Source organism: Streptomyces sp. NPDC031497 (assembly GCF_055580905.1).
In genome coordinates this window covers 378,217-394,607 of sequence record NZ_JBVIKO010000003.1, presented here as the reverse complement: position 1 = coordinate 394,607, position 16,391 = coordinate 378,217, and the positions used below count along the sequence as shown (strand labels likewise).

The 16,391-nt window shown below is 70.1% G+C and carries 16 protein-coding genes; 5 read left to right on the top strand and 11 right to left on the bottom strand.

The genetic code is table 11. The annotated features are described in order from the left end of the window. Positions 1-382 precede the first annotated feature (382 nt). Positions 383-2,032 carry an alkaline phosphatase family protein gene (locus tag ACZ5K7_RS07780; RefSeq protein ID WP_468911639.1) on the top strand — a complete coding sequence of 550 codons (1,650 nt, stop codon included), beginning with the start codon at positions 383-385 and terminating at the stop codon, positions 2,030-2,032. A 73-nt stretch (positions 2,033-2,105) separates the two neighbouring features. Here ACZ5K7_RS07780 and ACZ5K7_RS07775 read toward each other — a convergent pair whose 3' ends face one another. Both ACZ5K7_RS07775 and ACZ5K7_RS07770 read right to left on the bottom strand, forming a co-directional pair. After that, a complete protein-coding gene (locus ACZ5K7_RS07775; RefSeq protein ID WP_468911636.1) occupies positions 2,106-2,336 on the bottom strand; it encodes a hypothetical protein in 231 nt (76 codons plus the stop codon). Positions 2,337-2,487: 151 nt separating this feature from the next. Further along, on the bottom strand, positions 2,488-4,383 hold the full coding sequence (locus tag ACZ5K7_RS07770) for an eCIS core domain-containing protein (protein WP_468911633.1): 1,896 nt from the start codon (positions 4,381-4,383) through the stop codon (positions 2,488-2,490). Between the two features lie 751 nt (positions 4,384-5,134). On the opposite strand from ACZ5K7_RS07770, the gene ACZ5K7_RS07765 reads away from it, so the two are divergent. From ACZ5K7_RS07765 to ACZ5K7_RS07755, 3 genes are all read left to right on the top strand, one after another. Then, positions 5,135-6,007 carry a hypothetical protein gene (locus ACZ5K7_RS07765; protein WP_468911630.1) on the top strand — a complete coding sequence of 291 codons (873 nt, stop codon included), beginning with the start codon at positions 5,135-5,137 and terminating at the stop codon, positions 6,005-6,007. Positions 6,008-6,636: 629 nt separating this feature from the next. After that, positions 6,637-6,915: a hypothetical protein gene (locus ACZ5K7_RS07760; protein WP_351691754.1), complete on the top strand. Its 279-nt coding sequence runs from the start codon at positions 6,637-6,639 to the stop codon at positions 6,913-6,915. Positions 6,916-7,357: 442 nt separating this feature from the next. After that, entirely contained in the window at positions 7,358-7,615 is a 258-nt protein-coding gene (locus tag ACZ5K7_RS07755; RefSeq protein ID WP_351691757.1) for a three-helix bundle dimerization domain-containing protein, read from the top strand. Positions 7,616-8,033: 418 nt separating this feature from the next. Here ACZ5K7_RS07755 and ACZ5K7_RS07750 read toward each other — a convergent pair whose 3' ends face one another. Genes ACZ5K7_RS07750 through ACZ5K7_RS07740 form a run of 3 tightly spaced genes read right to left on the bottom strand, consistent with a single transcriptional unit; the run spans position 8,034 to position 9,276 of the window. After that, positions 8,034-8,189 carry an ANTAR domain-containing protein gene (locus tag ACZ5K7_RS07750; protein WP_468911625.1) on the bottom strand — a complete coding sequence of 52 codons (156 nt, stop codon included), beginning with the start codon at positions 8,187-8,189 and terminating at the stop codon, positions 8,034-8,036. Continuing rightward, positions 8,186-8,794 (bottom strand): hypothetical protein, encoded by a 609-nt coding sequence (locus tag ACZ5K7_RS07745; RefSeq protein WP_468911622.1) that lies wholly within the window; start codon positions 8,792-8,794, stop codon positions 8,186-8,188. The genes ACZ5K7_RS07750 and ACZ5K7_RS07745 overlap by 4 nt, the downstream gene beginning before the upstream one ends. Positions 8,795-8,850: 56 nt before the next feature. Further along, entirely contained in the window at positions 8,851-9,276 is a 426-nt protein-coding gene (locus tag ACZ5K7_RS07740) for an STAS domain-containing protein (protein WP_468911619.1), read from the bottom strand. 938 nt (positions 9,277-10,214) lie between these two features. On the opposite strand from ACZ5K7_RS07740, the gene ACZ5K7_RS07735 reads away from it, so the two are divergent. After that, positions 10,215-10,649, top strand: coding sequence for a hypothetical protein (locus ACZ5K7_RS07735; RefSeq protein ID WP_351691772.1), 435 nt, complete (start codon positions 10,215-10,217; stop codon positions 10,647-10,649). Between the two features lie 131 nt (positions 10,650-10,780). Here ACZ5K7_RS07735 and ACZ5K7_RS07730 read toward each other — a convergent pair whose 3' ends face one another. From ACZ5K7_RS07730 to ACZ5K7_RS07705, 6 genes are all read right to left on the bottom strand, one after another. Then, a complete protein-coding gene (locus tag ACZ5K7_RS07730; protein WP_468911617.1) occupies positions 10,781-11,440 on the bottom strand; it encodes a TetR/AcrR family transcriptional regulator in 660 nt (219 codons plus the stop codon). An 83-nt stretch (positions 11,441-11,523) separates the two neighbouring features. Next, positions 11,524-12,786 (bottom strand): oxygenase MpaB family protein, encoded by a 1,263-nt coding sequence (locus ACZ5K7_RS07725; protein ID WP_468911614.1) that lies wholly within the window; start codon positions 12,784-12,786, stop codon positions 11,524-11,526. Between the two features lie 14 nt (positions 12,787-12,800). After that, positions 12,801-13,250 carry a hypothetical protein gene (locus ACZ5K7_RS07720; protein ID WP_351691781.1) on the bottom strand — a complete coding sequence of 150 codons (450 nt, stop codon included), beginning with the start codon at positions 13,248-13,250 and terminating at the stop codon, positions 12,801-12,803. After that, entirely contained in the window at positions 13,247-14,107 is an 861-nt protein-coding gene (locus ACZ5K7_RS07715; RefSeq protein ID WP_351691784.1) for a fumarylacetoacetate hydrolase family protein, read from the bottom strand. The genes ACZ5K7_RS07720 and ACZ5K7_RS07715 overlap by 4 nt, the downstream gene beginning before the upstream one ends. Positions 14,108-14,122: 15 nt before the next feature. Next, positions 14,123-15,841, bottom strand: coding sequence for an FAD-dependent monooxygenase (locus ACZ5K7_RS07710; RefSeq protein WP_468911610.1), 1,719 nt, complete (start codon positions 15,839-15,841; stop codon positions 14,123-14,125). After that, positions 15,838-16,389: a VOC family protein gene (locus ACZ5K7_RS07705; protein ID WP_468911608.1), complete on the bottom strand. Its 552-nt coding sequence runs from the start codon at positions 16,387-16,389 to the stop codon at positions 15,838-15,840. The genes ACZ5K7_RS07710 and ACZ5K7_RS07705 overlap by 4 nt, the downstream gene beginning before the upstream one ends. Positions 16,390-16,391 lie beyond the last annotated feature (2 nt).

The following is a 16,391-nucleotide window of genomic DNA, read 5'->3' as shown; positions in this document are numbered from 1 at the left end:
ACCGACGGAGATGACCGCGGCGACGGCGGGTGGGAGAGCATCGCCTGGGTCCAGGCCGAGCGGGTGCCGATGAACACGCTGATCGTGTCGATCAGTGTCATGCCCCGGTGCCCCTGCTGAGGGCTGTCCGCGTTGCCGGAAGCCGGCGGCCGGTCTGCGGCGGGCGCACGTGTGCAGCGCCGCCGCACTCCCGCATCGGCGGTACGGGCGGCCATATCCACCTTCTCGAGCGTCTCCGTCCTGGGGAAAGCCGGGCCCGCTTGGTGAAGACCCGACCGCTCATTCCGGGCGTGTTCACACATGCGCCGTTTCCGGTACACAAGGCGGGACTCTGATGAGCCCGGCCCCCCGCAGCCCGCCCCGAACACCCGGGAGAAGCCAGATGTCCAGACGTCACGTCAGGCCCGCAGCCGTCCTCGCCGCCGCCGGAGTTCTGACCGGCGTGACCGCCGCCCAGCCCTCCGCGTTCGCCGCCTCCCACCACCCGGCCGCCGCCCGGCACGTCCTGCTGGTCTCCGTCGACGGGCTGCACCAGTCGGATCTGTCCTGGTACATCGCCAGGCACCCGAAGTCCGCGCTGGCCCGGCTGGCCGGCGGCGGCGTGGAGTACACCCACGCCAGGACCACCACGCCGTCCGACTCCTTCCCCGGCATGGTCGCCCAGGCGACCGGCGGCAGCCCCGGCACCACGGGCATCTACTACGACGACACCTACAATGCCGCGCTCCTCCCGGCGGGAACCACCAGTTGCAAGGGCGTCAAGCCCGGAGTCGAGGTGGACCTCACCGAAGACCTGGACAAGGACCAGGCCTCCATCGACGCCGGTCAGGGCCTCGTGGGCCTGCCGGACAGCATCCTGTCGATGACCGGCCGGCCGCAGAGCCTGATCAACGCGTCGAAGCTGCCCGTCGACCCGAAGACCTGCAAGCCGGTCTACCCGCACTCGTACCTCAAGGTGAACACGGTCTTCGAGGTGGCCCGCCAGGCGGGTCTGCGTACCGCCTGGTCGGACAAGCACGCCGCATACGAGATCCTCGACGGCCCCTCGGGCACCGGCGTCCAGGACCTGTTCACCCCGGAGATCAACAGCGACGCCCTCGGCTACGCCGCCGGCAACGACTGGACCACGGACAACAAGGCCACCGAGCAGTACGACGGCTACAAGGTGAAGGCCGTCCTCAACGAGATCGACGGCTACGACCACAGCCGCACCCACAAGGTCGGCACCCCGGCGATCTTCGGCCTCAACTTCCAGTCCGTCTCCACCGCACAGAAGCTGCCCGCCTCCGACGGCCTCACCGGCGGCTACACCGCCAAGAACGTCCCGGGCCCGCTGCTGGTGAAGAACCTGGACTTCGTCAACACGGAGATCGGCGCCCTGACCGCCGAGATCCGCAAGCGGCACCTGTCCGGCAGCACCGCCGTCATCCTCTCCGCCAAGCACGGCCAGTCGCCCACCGACCCCGCCGCGCTCACCCGCGTCGACGACGGCCCGCTGCTTGACGGCCTCAACGCCGCCTGGAAGAAGCTGCACCCCGGCGCCGCCGACCTGGTGACGCACGCGGTGGACGACGACGCCATGCTGCTCTGGCTGTCCGACCGCTCCGCGGTCGCCACCACCTTCGCCAAGAAGTACCTGCTCGCGCAGAACGGCACCGGCACCGACATCAACAAGGCGCCCAAGGCCTACACCCACAGCGGGCTCCGCAAGGTCTACGCCGGCCAGGCCGCCGCCGACTACTTCCACGTCAAGGCCGGCGACGCCCGGGTCCCTGACCTCCTCGGAGTCGCGCAGTACGGCGTCGTCTACACCGGCGGCACCAAGAAGATCGCCGAGCACGGCGGCGGCCACTCCGACGACCTCGACGTCCCCCTCGTCGTGTCCGGCGCCTCCGTCCCGGGCGGCGTGCGAGACTCCGCGAGCGTGCAGACCAAGCAGATCGCACCGACGATCCTGAGCCTGCTCGGTCTCGACCCGCGCTCCCTCAAGGCCGTGCGCGAGGAGCACACCGCCGTCCTGCCGGTCCGCTGACCTGGTCGTTTACGAATGGCCATGAGGCCGCCCAGGTGATAGTCAGCCGGGCGGCCTCATGCATGGTGCGGGCTCAGCCGTTGGACCCGGCCGGGGTCGTGGTCGTCTTGAAGCCCTCGGTCTTGTTGGCCCGTACGGCGAAGTCATCGGTGAACGTCTTGCCGAGGTCCACCGACCCCTTCACGTTGCCGACCAGCTTCTCCGTCGCCAGAGAGGTCTTGGGACCGCCGGCCGGCATGAGACCGTCCGGGAGAAACTGGCCCTTGTCCTCGGTCAGGGCGGTGATGTAGTCGGCCTTGGTCACCAACTGGTTCGAGACGAACGAAGGTGGCCAGGTGCGTTACCGCGGCTGTCGTCGCCCGGTATCCCGCGACGACGCGGCCGCTGATACGGGGTTCGCCGGCGCCGTGCAGTCGCTCCGTCCCACGATCACATCGCCTGCCGGGTACCCGCTGTCAGGGCCGGCCCAGGAGGGTGCGCAGCCGGCCGAACTCACGCCCACGGATCATGGATTCGATCACTTTGCGCAGGGCGGGCTGCTGGGCGGGGCTGGCTCGGTAGAGCCGTTCGACGCCGTCGAGGTCGTCGCTGCCGATCGCCCCGGAGAGCAGGCGTTGCACCATGCGTACCCTCTCGTCGAGTGGCATGTCGCGAAGCGCTCCCTCGGGCTGGCGCGCGATCCATTCCCTGGCGCGCGTGTCGCCGTTCACGGCCAGCTGTCCCGGCAGCTCCGACCAGGCCAGCTGTCCGATCTCCGCGGCAAAGTCGTCCTTTCCCCAGCGATCCTCGGTCCAGTTGTCGACGATCGGCACGAGTTGCTCGGCCGTGAACGGCCCGCTCGGCACCTTGCGCGCGTTGATGGCCCTCTGGATGTCCGCCTTCGATGCCTCGACGGCCTCACGGGCGATGCGCACACCGTCACCCTCCATCAATGGCGAGGGAGGCACCATGCCGGGAATCGGCTGCCGTCCGGCCAGCGCGCCGAAAGCCCCCTGGATGTCCGGCGCCCGTGCCTCGAAGGACTTCTGGACCATGTTCTGGACTTGGTTGAGGTGGTCGTCGCCGTACGCGAGCCAGCGGTCACCTCGCCGGTTGTGGACCGCGACGCCGAACTCGTTGTCGAGGTCGTGCCATATCTTGCTCTTGACACTGCCCAACCCCGGTACCGTGCTGTGCACTTCGCGTACACGGTCCGGGCGCAGATGGCCCGCGGCGAACGCGTCGGTGAGGAAGTGGTCGGCGGCCGCGTTCATCGCCCACGCGGCGTTCGCCTGGCCGGTGGCGGCGAGTGTGAGCGCGGCCTTGTGCCCTTCCCGCCAGGTGCCGATGTTGTTGTGGCCGTCGCCGACGTTGGAGAAGTGCGAGACGTTCTGGGCCGCGAGGCTCAAGTAGCGGCCACCGGTCGCGGTCTCGATCCTGTTGGTGGAGGCGATCTCGAACTCCCCGGTGGCCGAGCGCGAGTGCAGGATCGGGATGAGGTCGTAGATCTCCACCAGGGACGCGGTGTTGATCCGCTGCATCGTCCCGGCCACCGAGGTGGCCAGGGTCTGGGGGTCGATGTCGGCGTACATGTCCCCGGACAGCGCCAGGATCTCGCCGTACGTCAGTCCCTGGGTGATCGCGCGGCGCTGGTCCGCCGAGCCCTTGTTGTAGCGGGCGATCCAGTCCGGCGGCCAGCCGGCGGTCGGCGTCGCATGCTGCGGCAGGTCGCGGGCGTGAGCGTCGAGCAGGAGATACCCGGTGGGACCGCCGGCGGCCGTGTCGCCGAGCTGGACGTGCTCGAAGCTGTCGAACCGCTGGACGTGTCCGGCCGCGGCGGGGTCCCGGCGCACCGCTACCGGCGGCTGCACGTGGCCGGCGCCGGCGGCGCCGCGAGCCACGGCGTTCGCCTCGCGTTCCGCCGCCGCCGGGCCGGGACCGGAGCGCGGCGGGGCGGTCCCGGGACCCTGCTGCACGACGTGCGCCAGCTCGTGAGCCAGCAGGTACCGGCCGACAGGTGTGGAGGGGGCGTACTGCCCGGCGCCGAAGACGATGTCGGCGCCGACCGTGTAGGCGCGCGCTCCGAGCGAACGGGCGGCCTCGCCGGCCTCGGTTCCCGTGTGGACGCGTACCGCCCCCAGGTCCGTGGCCAGCCGCGCCTCCATCTCGCGCCGCACACCGGCGTCGAGCGGATCCCCGGCCGAGTCCAGCGGGTGATCGGCCATGGACCCGGGCCCACGCGCCCAGATCGGTACGCGCGCCAGGGAGCCCGTGGAGGCCGCGGTCCCGGTGTCACAGTCGCCGGACTCCGGCGTCGGCGTCGTTCGGCGGACATCGTGGCGACCGCCTCGCCCGCGTGCGAGTTCGCTCATGCCCGCCATGGTTCACAGCCCGCGTCACCGTGCCGTCAACGGCCGCGAACAGTGCGGCAAAGGCGTCATTCCGCCTGCCTGCACGGGCCTTGACCCCCGAGTTTGAACATGTCCCGGCTGACCCAGGTGGTTTGGCCCCGCGAGTTCACCGGCCGCCGTTCGGGGCGCTGCCCGGAGTAGGTGGCCCAGGCGATCGCCGTGCCGGCCACGTGATGCTCCGCTCATAGGACCGGCCGCCCGGCTGGAGATCCGGGCGGCCGGAGTGTTGCAGAGAACCGTCGAGCCGAGAGTGTGGGCGTCCGGGCACGGCCCCTCGCCCGGTGTGAGCTGGAGTTCTTCCACCTGCTGGCTGACGGGGTCGGTGCTGCACAGCGGATGACTCGCCCGCGCGCGGGACGTCGCGGATATCCCGGCCCCACCGACCGGCAGCGCCGCAACCGTCGCCGTACACACGTCGAGGACGCCGATGTGGGCCAAGCAGTGGTGGCCCGCCGGGTCTTGGACGTCCTACGTCCTACGCAGCATGTCCCTGAGGTCGGTCTCTCGGGCAGTCCGGGAGAGGGCCACCACGATGCTTCTACGGCGTTGATCGGCGGCCCCGATGCCGTCCCGGGGCGCTGATCGCAGGTGAAACCCCGTTAGCCGGGCAGTCGTCCCGTTGTACCGTCCGCACCGCCGAAAAAGCCTCACATATGCCCCGTGCTCAGCGGGGGTGGCCGGCGGGTTGTCGCCGGCCTGCTCCTCGCTGTCCGTGATCACGCCGATTGCCGCGGCGTCGGTGACCGTAGGGCTCCGGAACTATCAAGGGACGTTGATGGAGAATCGCAGAGAAGAAGAGGCACGCGCGCCGAAGCGCAAGGTGCTCGACCTGACTGCCGTTCAGGTGGTGGCGAGCGCACTCGCGACGGTGGTGGGCGCGGTGCTGGCGTCCCTGCTGGGAGTGGCCGGGACGATCATCGGTGCCGGCGTGGTCAGCGCCAGCGCGACCACCGGCGCAGCGGTCTTCTCGCATGCTTTCCGGCGGACGGGCGAGGGGATCCGCAACCGGATACCGCCGGTGGGAGTGCCGAGGACGCCGGGCGAGGAGCGGGCGGAACACCGCGCGGACGCCCGGGCTGCGTTCGGGCTGCCGGCCGATGCCGCGGATGCCGGCGCGCCACGGTCCTTCGTGGACTCCGACGGCGAGTCGGTCACTACTTATCGGGGCGGATCCCTCCGGAGGTCCATCGGCTGGAAGAAGTACGCCCTGGCGACGGGCCTGGTGTTCGCCCTGGCGATGGTCACGGTGACAGTGGGGGAGCTCATCATGGGCAAGCCGGTGGCGGCCGTGGTCAGGAACGAGCAGGGCAGGGGAACCTCGGTGGGAGGGGGATCGGCCGGCAGCAGTGGTCCCGCAGACAGCGTGACGCCCACTCCGGGTGCGCCCAGTGGCTCGGCGCCGCAGACGGGCGGCTCTGGCTTACCGGACGCGAGCGTGGCGCCGGACGCGAGCGCGGCGCCGGACACCGGTCCCGGCCCGAGTCACAGTCCCAGCGCCACGGCTTCGGCGTCGTCCGGGCCGTCCAGGCCGTCCAGGCCGACCAGCGGCGGAGCCGTGAGCAGTTCCGATATCACCGCTCGCTGACCGGTAAAGAACCGGTCCGGTCCGGGCCGGCCGGCGGTGTTCGCGGACCTCGGGCGACAACGGGCTCCGTGAGGGAGCTGCGCTCCCTCACGTGCTGTTCGGCGGCTTGACGTCGCCGTTGTGGTCGGCGTCGGCCCCCCGCCGCGCCCGCGCGTCGTGAAGCCGGGAATCCAGAGGACCAGAAGGGCGGCGGCGCTCCACCAAAGGGCCTGCATGGTGAAGACGAACCCGAACACCACCAGGATCAGCAGAAAGAGAAGAATCCACAGGAGCATCGGCCGGCCTCCGGATCGCGGGAACTTACCTGACTTCCGCGGGGTCCGGGCGAAACGGGAGGGGGAATGTGTCACCCGAGTGGTCCCGAGTGGTCCCGAGTGGTCCCGAGTGATTCCGAGTGGGATGGCCCTACACCGTGCTGTCAGTCAACGAGGGGCGACCTCCCTTGTCAACGGAGTGTCGACACCCAGGAGTTCGGTAAGCGGGGCAGGGGCAAGCGGAGCCTCGCCGGAGGCTTCGGCCGGAAGCCGCGGACATGGGTCGCTGTCCGTAACCTCCAGGGAGAGCTAGGCTGTTTGAACAGGCCCCGGCCCCCGGCACTGATGCGTTGCTCCGCTCCGGGGAGGCCCGCCGTGTTCGTTCTGCTTCTCGTCCTGATCGTGGTCCTGTTCGGCCTCGGCTTTCTCCATTCCCTGTGGTGGGTGGCCGCGGCAGTGTTGATCTTCGGCATCACCCGCTACGGTCGCGATCGCGGGGGAGGCTGGATCCGCGGCGACGGGTCCGATCTGGGTGACTACCGGGATTACCGGGAGCGCCGGGACCGTCAGGACCGCTGGGACCGCCGTTACAGCCGTCAGAACCGGGCGCGCTGGAGGCGTGAGGACCGTCGGGACGAGGAACGCCGCGGGTGACCGGTGAACCGGCCTGGCATCCGGAGATTGCCCGGCGGCTCTTCGGCACACCGGGCACGCGAAGATCGTGGCGAGGCGGATGTCATGCATCGCACAGCCGGGCTTCCGAAGGACTGGTGGGGGCTGAGGGCCGAGGCCTCGATGGAGGACCCGCCGCGTCAGGATGTCGTGGCGCTGCGCGCCGAGAACGATCACATCGCGCCGAGAACGATCACATTACGTACGGCGCGGGAGAACCGTGCGGACTCCGCCCAGCGCTCGCGGTGACCCGCCACCGGTCACCTGGCTCGACCCGTCCGAGATGGCGAGTGGATGAACAGATCCGGCGGGCCGTCGCACAAACGCGATCCGTGCAAGTGTGGGAAGCGGACGGTCCGATGCGGAGCACCCGGATACCGATCGGCTGCCCAGGTCGGCCGTCCGCCACAGTGAGGAGCGCGCCATGAGCGCGAACACGGCCGAGACCCGGTTGCCCGACACCCTTGAGAAGCTCACCGACCATCTGACGGCCCTCTACGCCGACCTGCTGACGGCCGCAGTCGTGCGGGATGTCGTGCAGGACTGCTACCAGCGGCTCAGTAACGCTCGCATCGCCGCCTACGTGCCGATCCTCGTCGAGCACAACAGTCGCACCGTGCTACGACGACTCGCCCGGCGTCCCGGTCTCACGACTCCCCTTCGCGAGAAGTCCGACACCTGACCTGCTCGGCACGGACACCGTGCCCGTGGCCGCACACCGTGCCTGCGGGTTCGTGATCAGCACGACAACGGTTCTCAGGACGACGCCGACCGCCTGCCCGGCGGGGGCGTTTTCCGGCGCAGCTCCCAGAGCGGCCGCGACGGCGGCGGCCACGGCGAACAGCCACCAGCCGCCCGGCAGTCACTGGCCCGCGGCGGCGCAGAGCCCGACGCCCGAGGCAGCCACTGTGTCGAGCGCCAACGGCCGGGGCCCTCCGGGCTTCGCCGGGGTCGGAGCACGCTTCGGAGACTTACGGGTCCCGCGCACCGGCGGCCGGCGACTCACCACTGCTCGTGGCCACGGTCGTCGTCGCACCGTGGCGGCGGCCGTCCGGACCGCGCATCCCGCGTGGCGGCGGCCGGCGGTGGCGCCGAGTGGGTCAGGGCCCCAGTCCGGGAAGGGGTTCGAAGCCGTCGATGAAGGCGCGGGCCACATCGGACAGGCGCCGGTCGTGGGAACGGGCGTAGCCGCGCAGGGTGGTGAAGGCCTGTTCCATGTCGATGCCCTGTCGTTCGGCGTGGTGCGTCGACCTCATCCGGACCACCGCGTCCAGGCATCGTGCGCAGGTTGCTGCAACCGCGCCGTGGCTCGTTCGTTGACGGGAAGCACCAGCACGCGGAGCAGTGTGGCGCCGAGCGGCGGCTTCCAGATCTCTCCCACGTCCAGCCACCCCCAGGAACGGAGCGCGGCGAGGGAGGGGAGATCGGTCCCGTCCACCAGGGTGGCGCCGAGCTTCGCCTGATGGTCGACCAGCAGCCGGTCCTGTAACCGGCGAGCCACGTGCGCGTTCCGCGGATGCGGGCGGACCAGGATGTCGGTGACCGCGAAGACACCGTTGGGCCCGGTGAGTTGCCCGATTCCGCGCGACAGTGGCGCGTCGAACCCGAGCCACCAGAAGCCGTCGCCGCGCACCGGGAAGCCGAATGCGCATCCCACGAGGCCGTTCGTCTCCGCGACCACCATGGCGAAACCCGGCCGCCGGATGTCGGCGGTGAGACGGTTCAGGAAGCGCCGGCGGCTGAGACGCCGGCACGCCTCAGGAGGCGACATGTCGCGGGAATCCACGTACAGATCCGTCAGCTTCCCGCTCAGATCCTGCGCCTGGCAGCGGTTGACCCGACGCAACCGGACCGCGTCCATGGCGGACGACTCGCTGTCACGGCGCTTTCGGGGTTGTCCCTGCCCTGCCCGGGCCGTCACCGCGCATCGCCTGGGAGCACAGAGGCAAGCGGCTGTGTCCCGTGCGGCGGGATGTGGGCGGCCGGGGCCGGGACACCCCAGAGAGGAGGCGGCCGATGCCCGGACGGAACGCCGAGGAGCAGGAACCTGGAGCCGGTCAGGTCGAGGATCAGGCCCAGTGTCGGTGGCGGGTGGTGCAGTCGCAGGGTTCCACCGGCCTCGGTGGACTGCTGCGCGGCGTGCAGGAAGGTGTTGAGGCCGCTGCAGTCGCAGAAGGTGACGGGAGTGAGGTCGATGTCGATGGCGCGGATACCGTCGCTCAGGCACTGCGCCAGTGCCCTGCGCACCAGTGGGGCGGATTCCAGGTCGATCTCGCCGGCCAGGGTGATGAGTGCTCGTTTCCTGCGGTCATGACGGTAGACGGTGAGCTGGGGGAGGGGCATGACGCCTCGGTTCGGAGGACCGTACGGCAGCGGACACGGTGGCGCCGGGAAATCCCGGCCTCCTTGGCGCGCTGTCGGCCAGGGCGTGGGTTCGGCGGAGGTGAAGCAACGGCTGGGTCCGCGGCCTGTGTTGCAGAAGAGCGGATCCACCCGGTTCCTTCCGGTGATGCGCCGGGTGGCGGACGAAGTCTCCGCTCCCCGCAGCCATCTGTGTCGATCAACGACAAGCCGCCGGGGTCTGGGACGTCCGTACAGCAGCATAGTCCTCACCCCGGTCCGGCGGACGGTTCGAAGCCGTCCGCTCCCCGTACCGGGGCGATGCCGGGAGATGCTGCCGCGCGGGTGTCCCGTGCCCCGCACGGCATTTGGGCGGGCAGCGCGAAACACGGCGACCGACGGCCGCCCGGATACGACGGTCCGTGCACTGTCCGAGGAGATGGCTTTGCACGACGGGGTGGTGGAGGAGATCGCCGGGATCGCTGCGCGGGAAGTCCCGGAGTCAACGCGCCGGGCGGCGGATTCACCCGCGCCATGGGCGCCGTGCGATGAGCAGCGTCGGGCACCCGACCGCCGCCACCGATCGAGGCTGTACGCCTCGGCGAGGATCGCCCGTGCCGCGAGTGGCCCTTGCGAGGCACCGTGCCGGATGTCGCGGGACAGGCGGCAAGGTTCCGGCAAGGCGATCTGCCCATCGTCGTCATGTGCACCGAGGCGACCGCACCGGCCACCGGAGCGGAAGGTGCCGACGGCGGGCGCCTCCGCGACCATGCGCACAGGGCCCACCACCGCTTGCCCGAGTGCAGGTAGCTGATCCGGTCGGAGGCGGCATTCTGACGGCGCTTACTGTCACCCTGTAGGCCGACGGTAAAATGAGGACCTTTGAGACCTGTGGGCCGGAGTGGTCGGAGTAGTTGGCGATGGATATGACGCTTCGAAGGATGTCCGCCGCGGATGCGGACAAGGGATTCCGGCATGTCGTATCCGGGTTCTCGGGTGAACGCGGCGGTGCGGAGGGCGAGTGCTTTCTCGGCCGCGAGTGGGAAGTCCTGGAGCAGATCCTGCTGGCTCAGGGGTCTGAGGAGATCAGCGAACTTCCCATCACCATGGGCGACCTCCTCGGTAATGATGGCCTCGGCACCGCATGCTTCTACCTCCCGCCGGACGAGGCGGCGGTCGCGGCCCGTTTCCTGGTCTCCATCGACGCCGAACGGTCCGTCGCCGACCACGCCGACGAGATCGCGAGGGCGTTTCGCCACGGCGATGTCCCGGCCGGCTATCCGGAAATCCTCGGCCGTTACCTGGAGAAGGTCCGTGATCTCTACACCGCGGCCGCTCAGGCAGGCGAAGGCGTCGCGAAACTCGTCCAGGGCTGAGACCCGCCGCTCCGGGCGACGGCCAGTAAGGGCTGCGTCGTCGGTTGCCTGCCACAGACGACGGCCGGGGTGGCGAGCGTCGCACCCAGATGAAGGGGGCGCGGCGGCCGTGACCGTGTCGGACCGTGCGTTCAGCCGGGCAGAGACAGTCCGTTGAGGAGCACTTCGGCCACGTTCTCCGCGTAGAGCCGTACGCGTGTCTCCTCCGTCGACGTCAGCTCCGGGTTCATCATCGAGGCGAGCGCGATCTGGCCGTAGAGTGCGGATCCGCCCGAAGTGAGCAGGAAGTAGAAGGTCTCGTAAGGGATTTTCTTGATTCTGCCCTGTTCGTGCAGGAGTTCGAACACGGGCAGGTAGCGTGATCTTATCGGCTCGATGTAGTTGTGGTAGAGATAATCGAGCCGATCCGTGGCGGCCGCGCCTTCCAACGTGACAAGGCGAGCCAGATAAGGGCGAGTTGCCGAGTACTCGATGAAATTCCGGATCAGCATTCTCAACCGGATCATGGGGTCGGCCGATTCATCGTCCGAGGCCACCAGGTAATCCACGAGAGGGTGAAAAGCCCAGTCGACGGCCGCCTGCCACAGTTTCGCCTTCGATCCGAAGCGCTGGTAGAGCAGATTTCGGCTGACGCCCAGCTCGTCATTTACTGTCCGTAGCGACACGCCGTTGTATCCGTGCACCGAGAAAGCCTCGATCGCGGCGGCCATGACCTGGTCGGTCGGGGCGGGTTGCGCGTCTTTGGGCGGACGTCCACGGGGGCGGGTGACGCGGGGCGGATTATCAGGCATGGGGCCAGCTTAGCGGCCCCTCCTCTCCTCCGTGGGGGCGGAGGAGAGGAGACGAGAGGCGGCCGGACAGGGCGGATATTCCTTTACCGCGTGAGCCTGTCGACCGGCTTGAACTTCGCTTCGCCGCCTTCGAGGTTCGTATTGAGGAATGCGTGACGATCGCGACGGTTGACCTGGTCGATCCATCCGGCCACGCCGGGGACGTTCCGGCGCAGGGTCTCGCGCGTCAGGTTCCCGGGCACCCGGGCGAGAGGAGCGAAGCGCCACAGGCCGGCGCCGGGCAGGCCCGTATTCCGATAGCTTTCCTCGCCCAGATAGAAGCGCGCATGACCGAGCTGTGCTTTGTAGCGCAGCTTTCCGTATACCTGGCGCAGTCCCCTCGCGTTCTCCGGGGGAAGGTAGGTGTCCATGAACGACCGGCACAGTTCCCGGGAATCGTCGTCGATCTTCGGCTGCTCCGAAAGCCCGAGCAACAGGTTGGCCTTGAAACCCTCGGCCACCGTCTCCGGGTACCACGGGGCGTCGACGCCCATGAGGTAGCCGACATAGCGCCAGTGATGCATCATCGCCTCGACGTCGGCGTCGGTGGGGCGGTAGCCGAGCAGCTTCAGCTGCATCCCGGGGGCGAACGAGCTGAGCAGGAGCGTCCCGGTCTGCGCGAACTGGCTGATGGGCATGCCCAGCCGGTCCCGGTCCCACTCGGGGTGCGGCAGCAGGGTGTGCCGGATCATCGAGTGCAGCACGCGTACGAACACCGCGGAGCGGCGTCCCACGGCACCGGGCCGCATGGCTCCGGGCTCGGTGGTGTCGGTCCACAGGCGGGAGGTCTCCACGAACCGGCCGAACGCCGACCCGCCGGTGTAGGCGCCGGTCAGCGCGAGCGGCTTGGCGACGGTCTCCAGACCGTAGGCGTTGAACGTGGACATTCCGAAGAACGGGTACAGCTCCTTGTACCGCCGGAAGACCTCCGCACCGTGCTCGACCTTGTCCCAGTCCACCCACTCGGGGTCGGTGTTGATCTGGTCGAACAGCGCCTCCAGTTCCGGGGAGGGGTCGCTGACGCTCCTGATGCCGCCGTGCAGTGCCAGCTCGACGTCCTTCCGGGCACGGGACTTGCCTTTGGGCGAGGCGAAACAGGCGTCGATGTAGGCGTCGCCCAGCCGGTCTCCGGTGTTCATGGCCCGTCCGAAGGCCTTCGCCAGGTCCTCGGGGACGTCGAGCCGGCACTTGGCGTAGCGTTCGAGTTGCGCCTTGAACGCCTGGCCCTTGGGGCTCGCGGCCGTCTCGAAGTACGTGAAGATCGTGGGGATCGCCACTTCGGTCGGCTGCGTCGTCGACTGCGTCATTGGTCTCACCGCTTTCAGGTGGTCGGGGTGTTTCCGGTGGCCAGGTCGCCCGCCAGGTCGCGGGCGACGCGGAGGGCGGCCGCTTCGTCGGCCAGGGATGCGTCGCGGCGCAGCAGTCCGGTGACGAAGGCCGCGCCGCGCAGGTCTCGTCGGGGTGGTCCCAGCAGCACATGGGTGTGCGGACTGCCCTCGCCGAGTGAGTAGGTGCAGACCCGTTCCGAGCCGGTCACCCGCGTCACCGCGGCGCTCAACCGGGCCAGGAGCGGGCCGAGTTCGCCGGCCTCGGCGCCGTCCAGAGCGGCGAGTCCCTCGGTGTGCCGCAGTGTCTGGACCGCGACCCAGCCGGGCGCGGGTATCGCCGGGTGCATGGACACCCCCCAGTGCCCGGTCCGCAGCAGCCAGCCGGGATCTTCGTGCGCGAGCGTGCCGGCCCGTCCGCAGAGCACGCATCCGTCGCCCGTCATCCCTCCTCCCGCCGGATTCCGGCCCGTGGCGGGGCGATCGCGTTGGCCAGCGTGCCGATCCCGGCGAGCGTGACCGACACCTCGTCGCCCGCCGCCAGGAACCGCCCGTCCGCGATGCCGGTCCCACCAGGGGTCCCGGTGAGGATCACGTCACCGGCTTCCAAGGTCAGGAACGAGCTGACGTACGCGAGGAGTTGAGGGACGGAGAAGATGAGCTCGGCTGTGGAGGAGCGCTGGCGTACGACACCGTTGACCTCGGTGGTGAGGGCCAGCGCGTCGTGCAGGCGCAGTTCGTCGGCGGTGAGCAGGGCGGGCCCGAGCGGCTTGAAGCCGTCGAACCCCTTGGCGAGGGCCGGGCCGGCCATCGGCAGTGCCGGGTTCTCACCGAACTGGACGTCACGCGCCGACAGGTCGTTGGCCACGGTCCCGCCCGCGACGAAGTCCCAGGCGTCCGCCTCGGGAATGTCGCGGCCGGTGCGTCCGATCACGACGGCCAGCTCGCCCTCGTAGTCGACCCGCTCCTGCGCGGATTCCGGCAGGTGGACGACGGCTCCCGGCGAGGTGACGGCGGAACCGGGGATCAGGTGGAAGCGGGGGAGGGCGGGCGGCGGGCTGCCCGTCTCGGCGGCGTGGTCCCGGTAGTTGAGGCCGACGACGACGATCTTGCCCGGACGTCGTACCGGCGGTGCGAAGGCGACTCGCTCCCGGTCGATCTCCTTGACGGGCCGCAGGCCCGCCACCTCGGCCAGCCGGCCTTCGACGATGAAGTCCTCCAGCGTTCGGCCCCGGGCGTCGAGGAGTCGCAGTCCGTCGGGGCCGACCCGTGCGATGCCGTCGCCGGTCTGTGCGAGCAGCATGATGTTCTCCGTTCCTCAGTTCGTGGGGTGCCGGGCGTCCCGGTGCCCGGCCGACCGGCCGACCACCCGGTCCACCAGCGCGTCCGGGTCCGCGGGGCAGGTGTCTCCGCGCCAGGCGACGATGCCGTCGGGGCGTACCAGCGCGATGGCGCACCCGTACGCCTGACGGGCACCGTCGGCGCCGACCCACTCCTCGTCGAGGGGGATGCCTCGGGTTCGGAACGCCTGGGCCAGGGCCCCGCTGTCCACCGCGGGGGCGAGGTTCAGCAGGGCGAAGCGCCCGCGGAAGAGGTCGAGGACGGAGCCCCCGCCGGCCAGTGGGACGTGCGGGGCGCGATACCCGGGGCGGGCCGTGGGGACGTACTCCTCCGCATCCTCGGTCTCCTCCGCATCCTCGGTCTCCTCCGCGTCCTCGGTGGGCTGGGGGAGCCCGTCGGAGACGACGAGCGGCGACCGCGGGTAGCCCACGCCGAGCTGGACGCCGAGGGAGCGCCACTCGGTCCGGCGGGTGGCCGTGATCCGCTCGCCGACGAGGTCGCGTGCCTCCTTCTGCGCCGGGTCGTCCAGGGTCGGGTCGGGCAGGATCGCGTTGTCCGCGCGGTAGTTGCGCCAGGCGCGGCGGACCATGCGCTCGGCGTGCGGCCGGCGCTCGGCGGTGTACGTGTCGAGCAGGGCAACCGGGGCCCAGCCGCGCAGGACGCCCTCCAGCTTCCAGCCGAGGTTGGCCACGTCGCCGAGGCCGGTGTTCATGCCGTGCCCGCCAGAGGGCCACATGCGGTGCGCGGCATCGCCCGCCAGCAGCACATGGCCCGACCGGAAGGACTCGGCGACCACCGCGTCGCCGCTCCACTCCCGGGCGTCGAGCACCTCGACCTCCTCGACCGGACAGTCGAGCGCGTCGGCGACGGTGGCACGCACCTCGGTCGCGGCGGGCGACTCGCCGTCCCCGAGCGGATAGGTGACCCGCCACAGATCATCGCCGTCGAGCGAACCGAGGATCATGCGACGGGGGTTGAGCAGGTAGTACTGCACGGCCGGGGCGTGCGGGACGCGGTCGCGCAGCCCGGGAAGGCTGACGAAGGCGCCCTGCCAGCGGGCCCGGACGTCGTCCGAGTCCCGCAGCGACCCGATGCCCAGGGCCTTGCGGACCGGGGAGGCCGCGCCGTCGCACGCCACCAGGGAGCGCGCCCGCACCGTCCGGCGGCCGTACGCCTGAGAGGAGAGCCGTACGGTGACACCGTCCGTGCCGTCGTCGAACGCGTCGCACGTCCACCGGTAGCGCAGGTCCACCGAGGTCTCGGCGGCGGCGCGCTCCCGCAGGGCGAGGTCGAACCAGAACTTCGGCCACCACACGCCCCCTTCGGGGCTCAGCCCGTGCGTGGTGTCGCGCCGGTCCGCGTTGCAGGGGCGGGGGAAGCGGGCCAGTTCGTACGTGGTCATGCGGGAGACGAAGGAGATGTCCCGCCGCGCGTCGGCCGGGAAGCCGCTGCGCAGGACGGCGGAGTCGGCGATGCCCCAACGGCGCAGGAGTTCCATGGACGCGGTGTCGACGGACTCCGCTGTCGGGTAGCGGACCACGCCGTCCTCGCGCTCGACGAGAAGCACGGACAGTCGGCGGGAGCCCAGTTCGACGGCGGCCGCAAGGCCCACCGGGCCGCCGCCGACGATCACCACGTCGTACGTCGTGTCGTCCGGGAGGTTGCCGGTGGGGCCCGGCTCCGAGGTGAGTCTCATCGTTCCCAGACCAGTGCGCTCAGGTCCCGGCCGGCCTCGCGGCCCGCCAGCAGACGCTCCGGGTCCAGCGGGAAGCCGTTGGGGTTGCCCTTGAACTCCTCCGTCGTCATGAAGTCCCGCATCTCCTGCCGCGAGGAGAAGTTGAGGGAGGACAGCTCGACGCGGTTCCCGTCCGGGTCGAGGTAGTAGAAGCTCGTCCCCGGGCCGTGGTTGGACGCCTCGACCGGAAGGAAACCGGCCGCCTTCAGGGTGCTGTAGAGATCCAGCAGGGCGTCGGCGGTCGGCGTCCGCAGCTGGAAGTGGTGCAGTCCGCGCGAGGACCTGCCCGGCCCGATGTCCGGGCACTCGAAGACGGCGATGCGCTCGGTGTAGGGATGGTCGAAGTAGAAGTCGAAGAAGCAGATGCGCGACGGCTCGTCCGGGTCGTCGGACGGGGGCGGTGTCATCTCCACGCTGCGCGGCTGACCGAGCAGCAGCGAGTAGAAGTCGCAGAGGCGGTCGTAGTCGGTCGTCCGCAGCACGACCTCGGACAGACGAATCCCTGACATTG

What these genes read in the sequence shown, in the direction of transcription:
- ACZ5K7_RS07750 (WP_468911625.1), bottom strand. Translation starts at nt 8,189, where the DNA reads ATGAGGTCGACGCACCACGCCGAACGACAGGGCATCGACATGGAACAG.
- ACZ5K7_RS07725 (WP_468911614.1), bottom strand. Translation starts at nt 12,786, where the DNA reads ATGACGCAGTCGACGACGCAGCCGACCGAAGTGGCGATCCCCACGATC.
- ACZ5K7_RS07755 (WP_351691757.1), top strand. Translation starts at nt 7,358, where the DNA reads ATGAGCGCGAACACGGCCGAGACCCGGTTGCCCGACACCCTTGAGAAG.
- ACZ5K7_RS07770 (WP_468911633.1), bottom strand. Translation starts at nt 4,383, where the DNA reads ATGAGCGAACTCGCACGCGGGCGAGGCGGTCGCCACGATGTCCGCCGA.
- ACZ5K7_RS07720 (WP_351691781.1), bottom strand. Translation starts at nt 13,250, where the DNA reads ATGACGGGCGACGGATGCGTGCTCTGCGGACGGGCCGGCACGCTCGCG.
- ACZ5K7_RS07715 (WP_351691784.1), bottom strand. Translation starts at nt 14,107, where the DNA reads ATGCTGCTCGCACAGACCGGCGACGGCATCGCACGGGTCGGCCCCGAC.
- ACZ5K7_RS07740 (WP_468911619.1), bottom strand. Translation starts at nt 9,276, where the DNA reads ATGCCCCTCCCCCAGCTCACCGTCTACCGTCATGACCGCAGGAAACGA.
- ACZ5K7_RS07780 (WP_468911639.1), top strand. Translation starts at nt 383, where the DNA reads ATGTCCAGACGTCACGTCAGGCCCGCAGCCGTCCTCGCCGCCGCCGGA.
- ACZ5K7_RS07730 (WP_468911617.1), bottom strand. Translation starts at nt 11,440, where the DNA reads ATGCCTGATAATCCGCCCCGCGTCACCCGCCCCCGTGGACGTCCGCCC.
- ACZ5K7_RS07705 (WP_468911608.1), bottom strand. Translation starts at nt 16,389, where the DNA reads ATGTCAGGGATTCGTCTGTCCGAGGTCGTGCTGCGGACGACCGACTAC.
- ACZ5K7_RS07735 (WP_351691772.1), top strand. Translation starts at nt 10,215, where the DNA reads ATGTCCGCCGCGGATGCGGACAAGGGATTCCGGCATGTCGTATCCGGG.
- ACZ5K7_RS07710 (WP_468911610.1), bottom strand. Translation starts at nt 15,841, where the DNA reads ATGAGACTCACCTCGGAGCCGGGCCCCACCGGCAACCTCCCGGACGAC.
- ACZ5K7_RS07745 (WP_468911622.1), bottom strand. Translation starts at nt 8,794, where the DNA reads ATGGACGCGGTCCGGTTGCGTCGGGTCAACCGCTGCCAGGCGCAGGAT.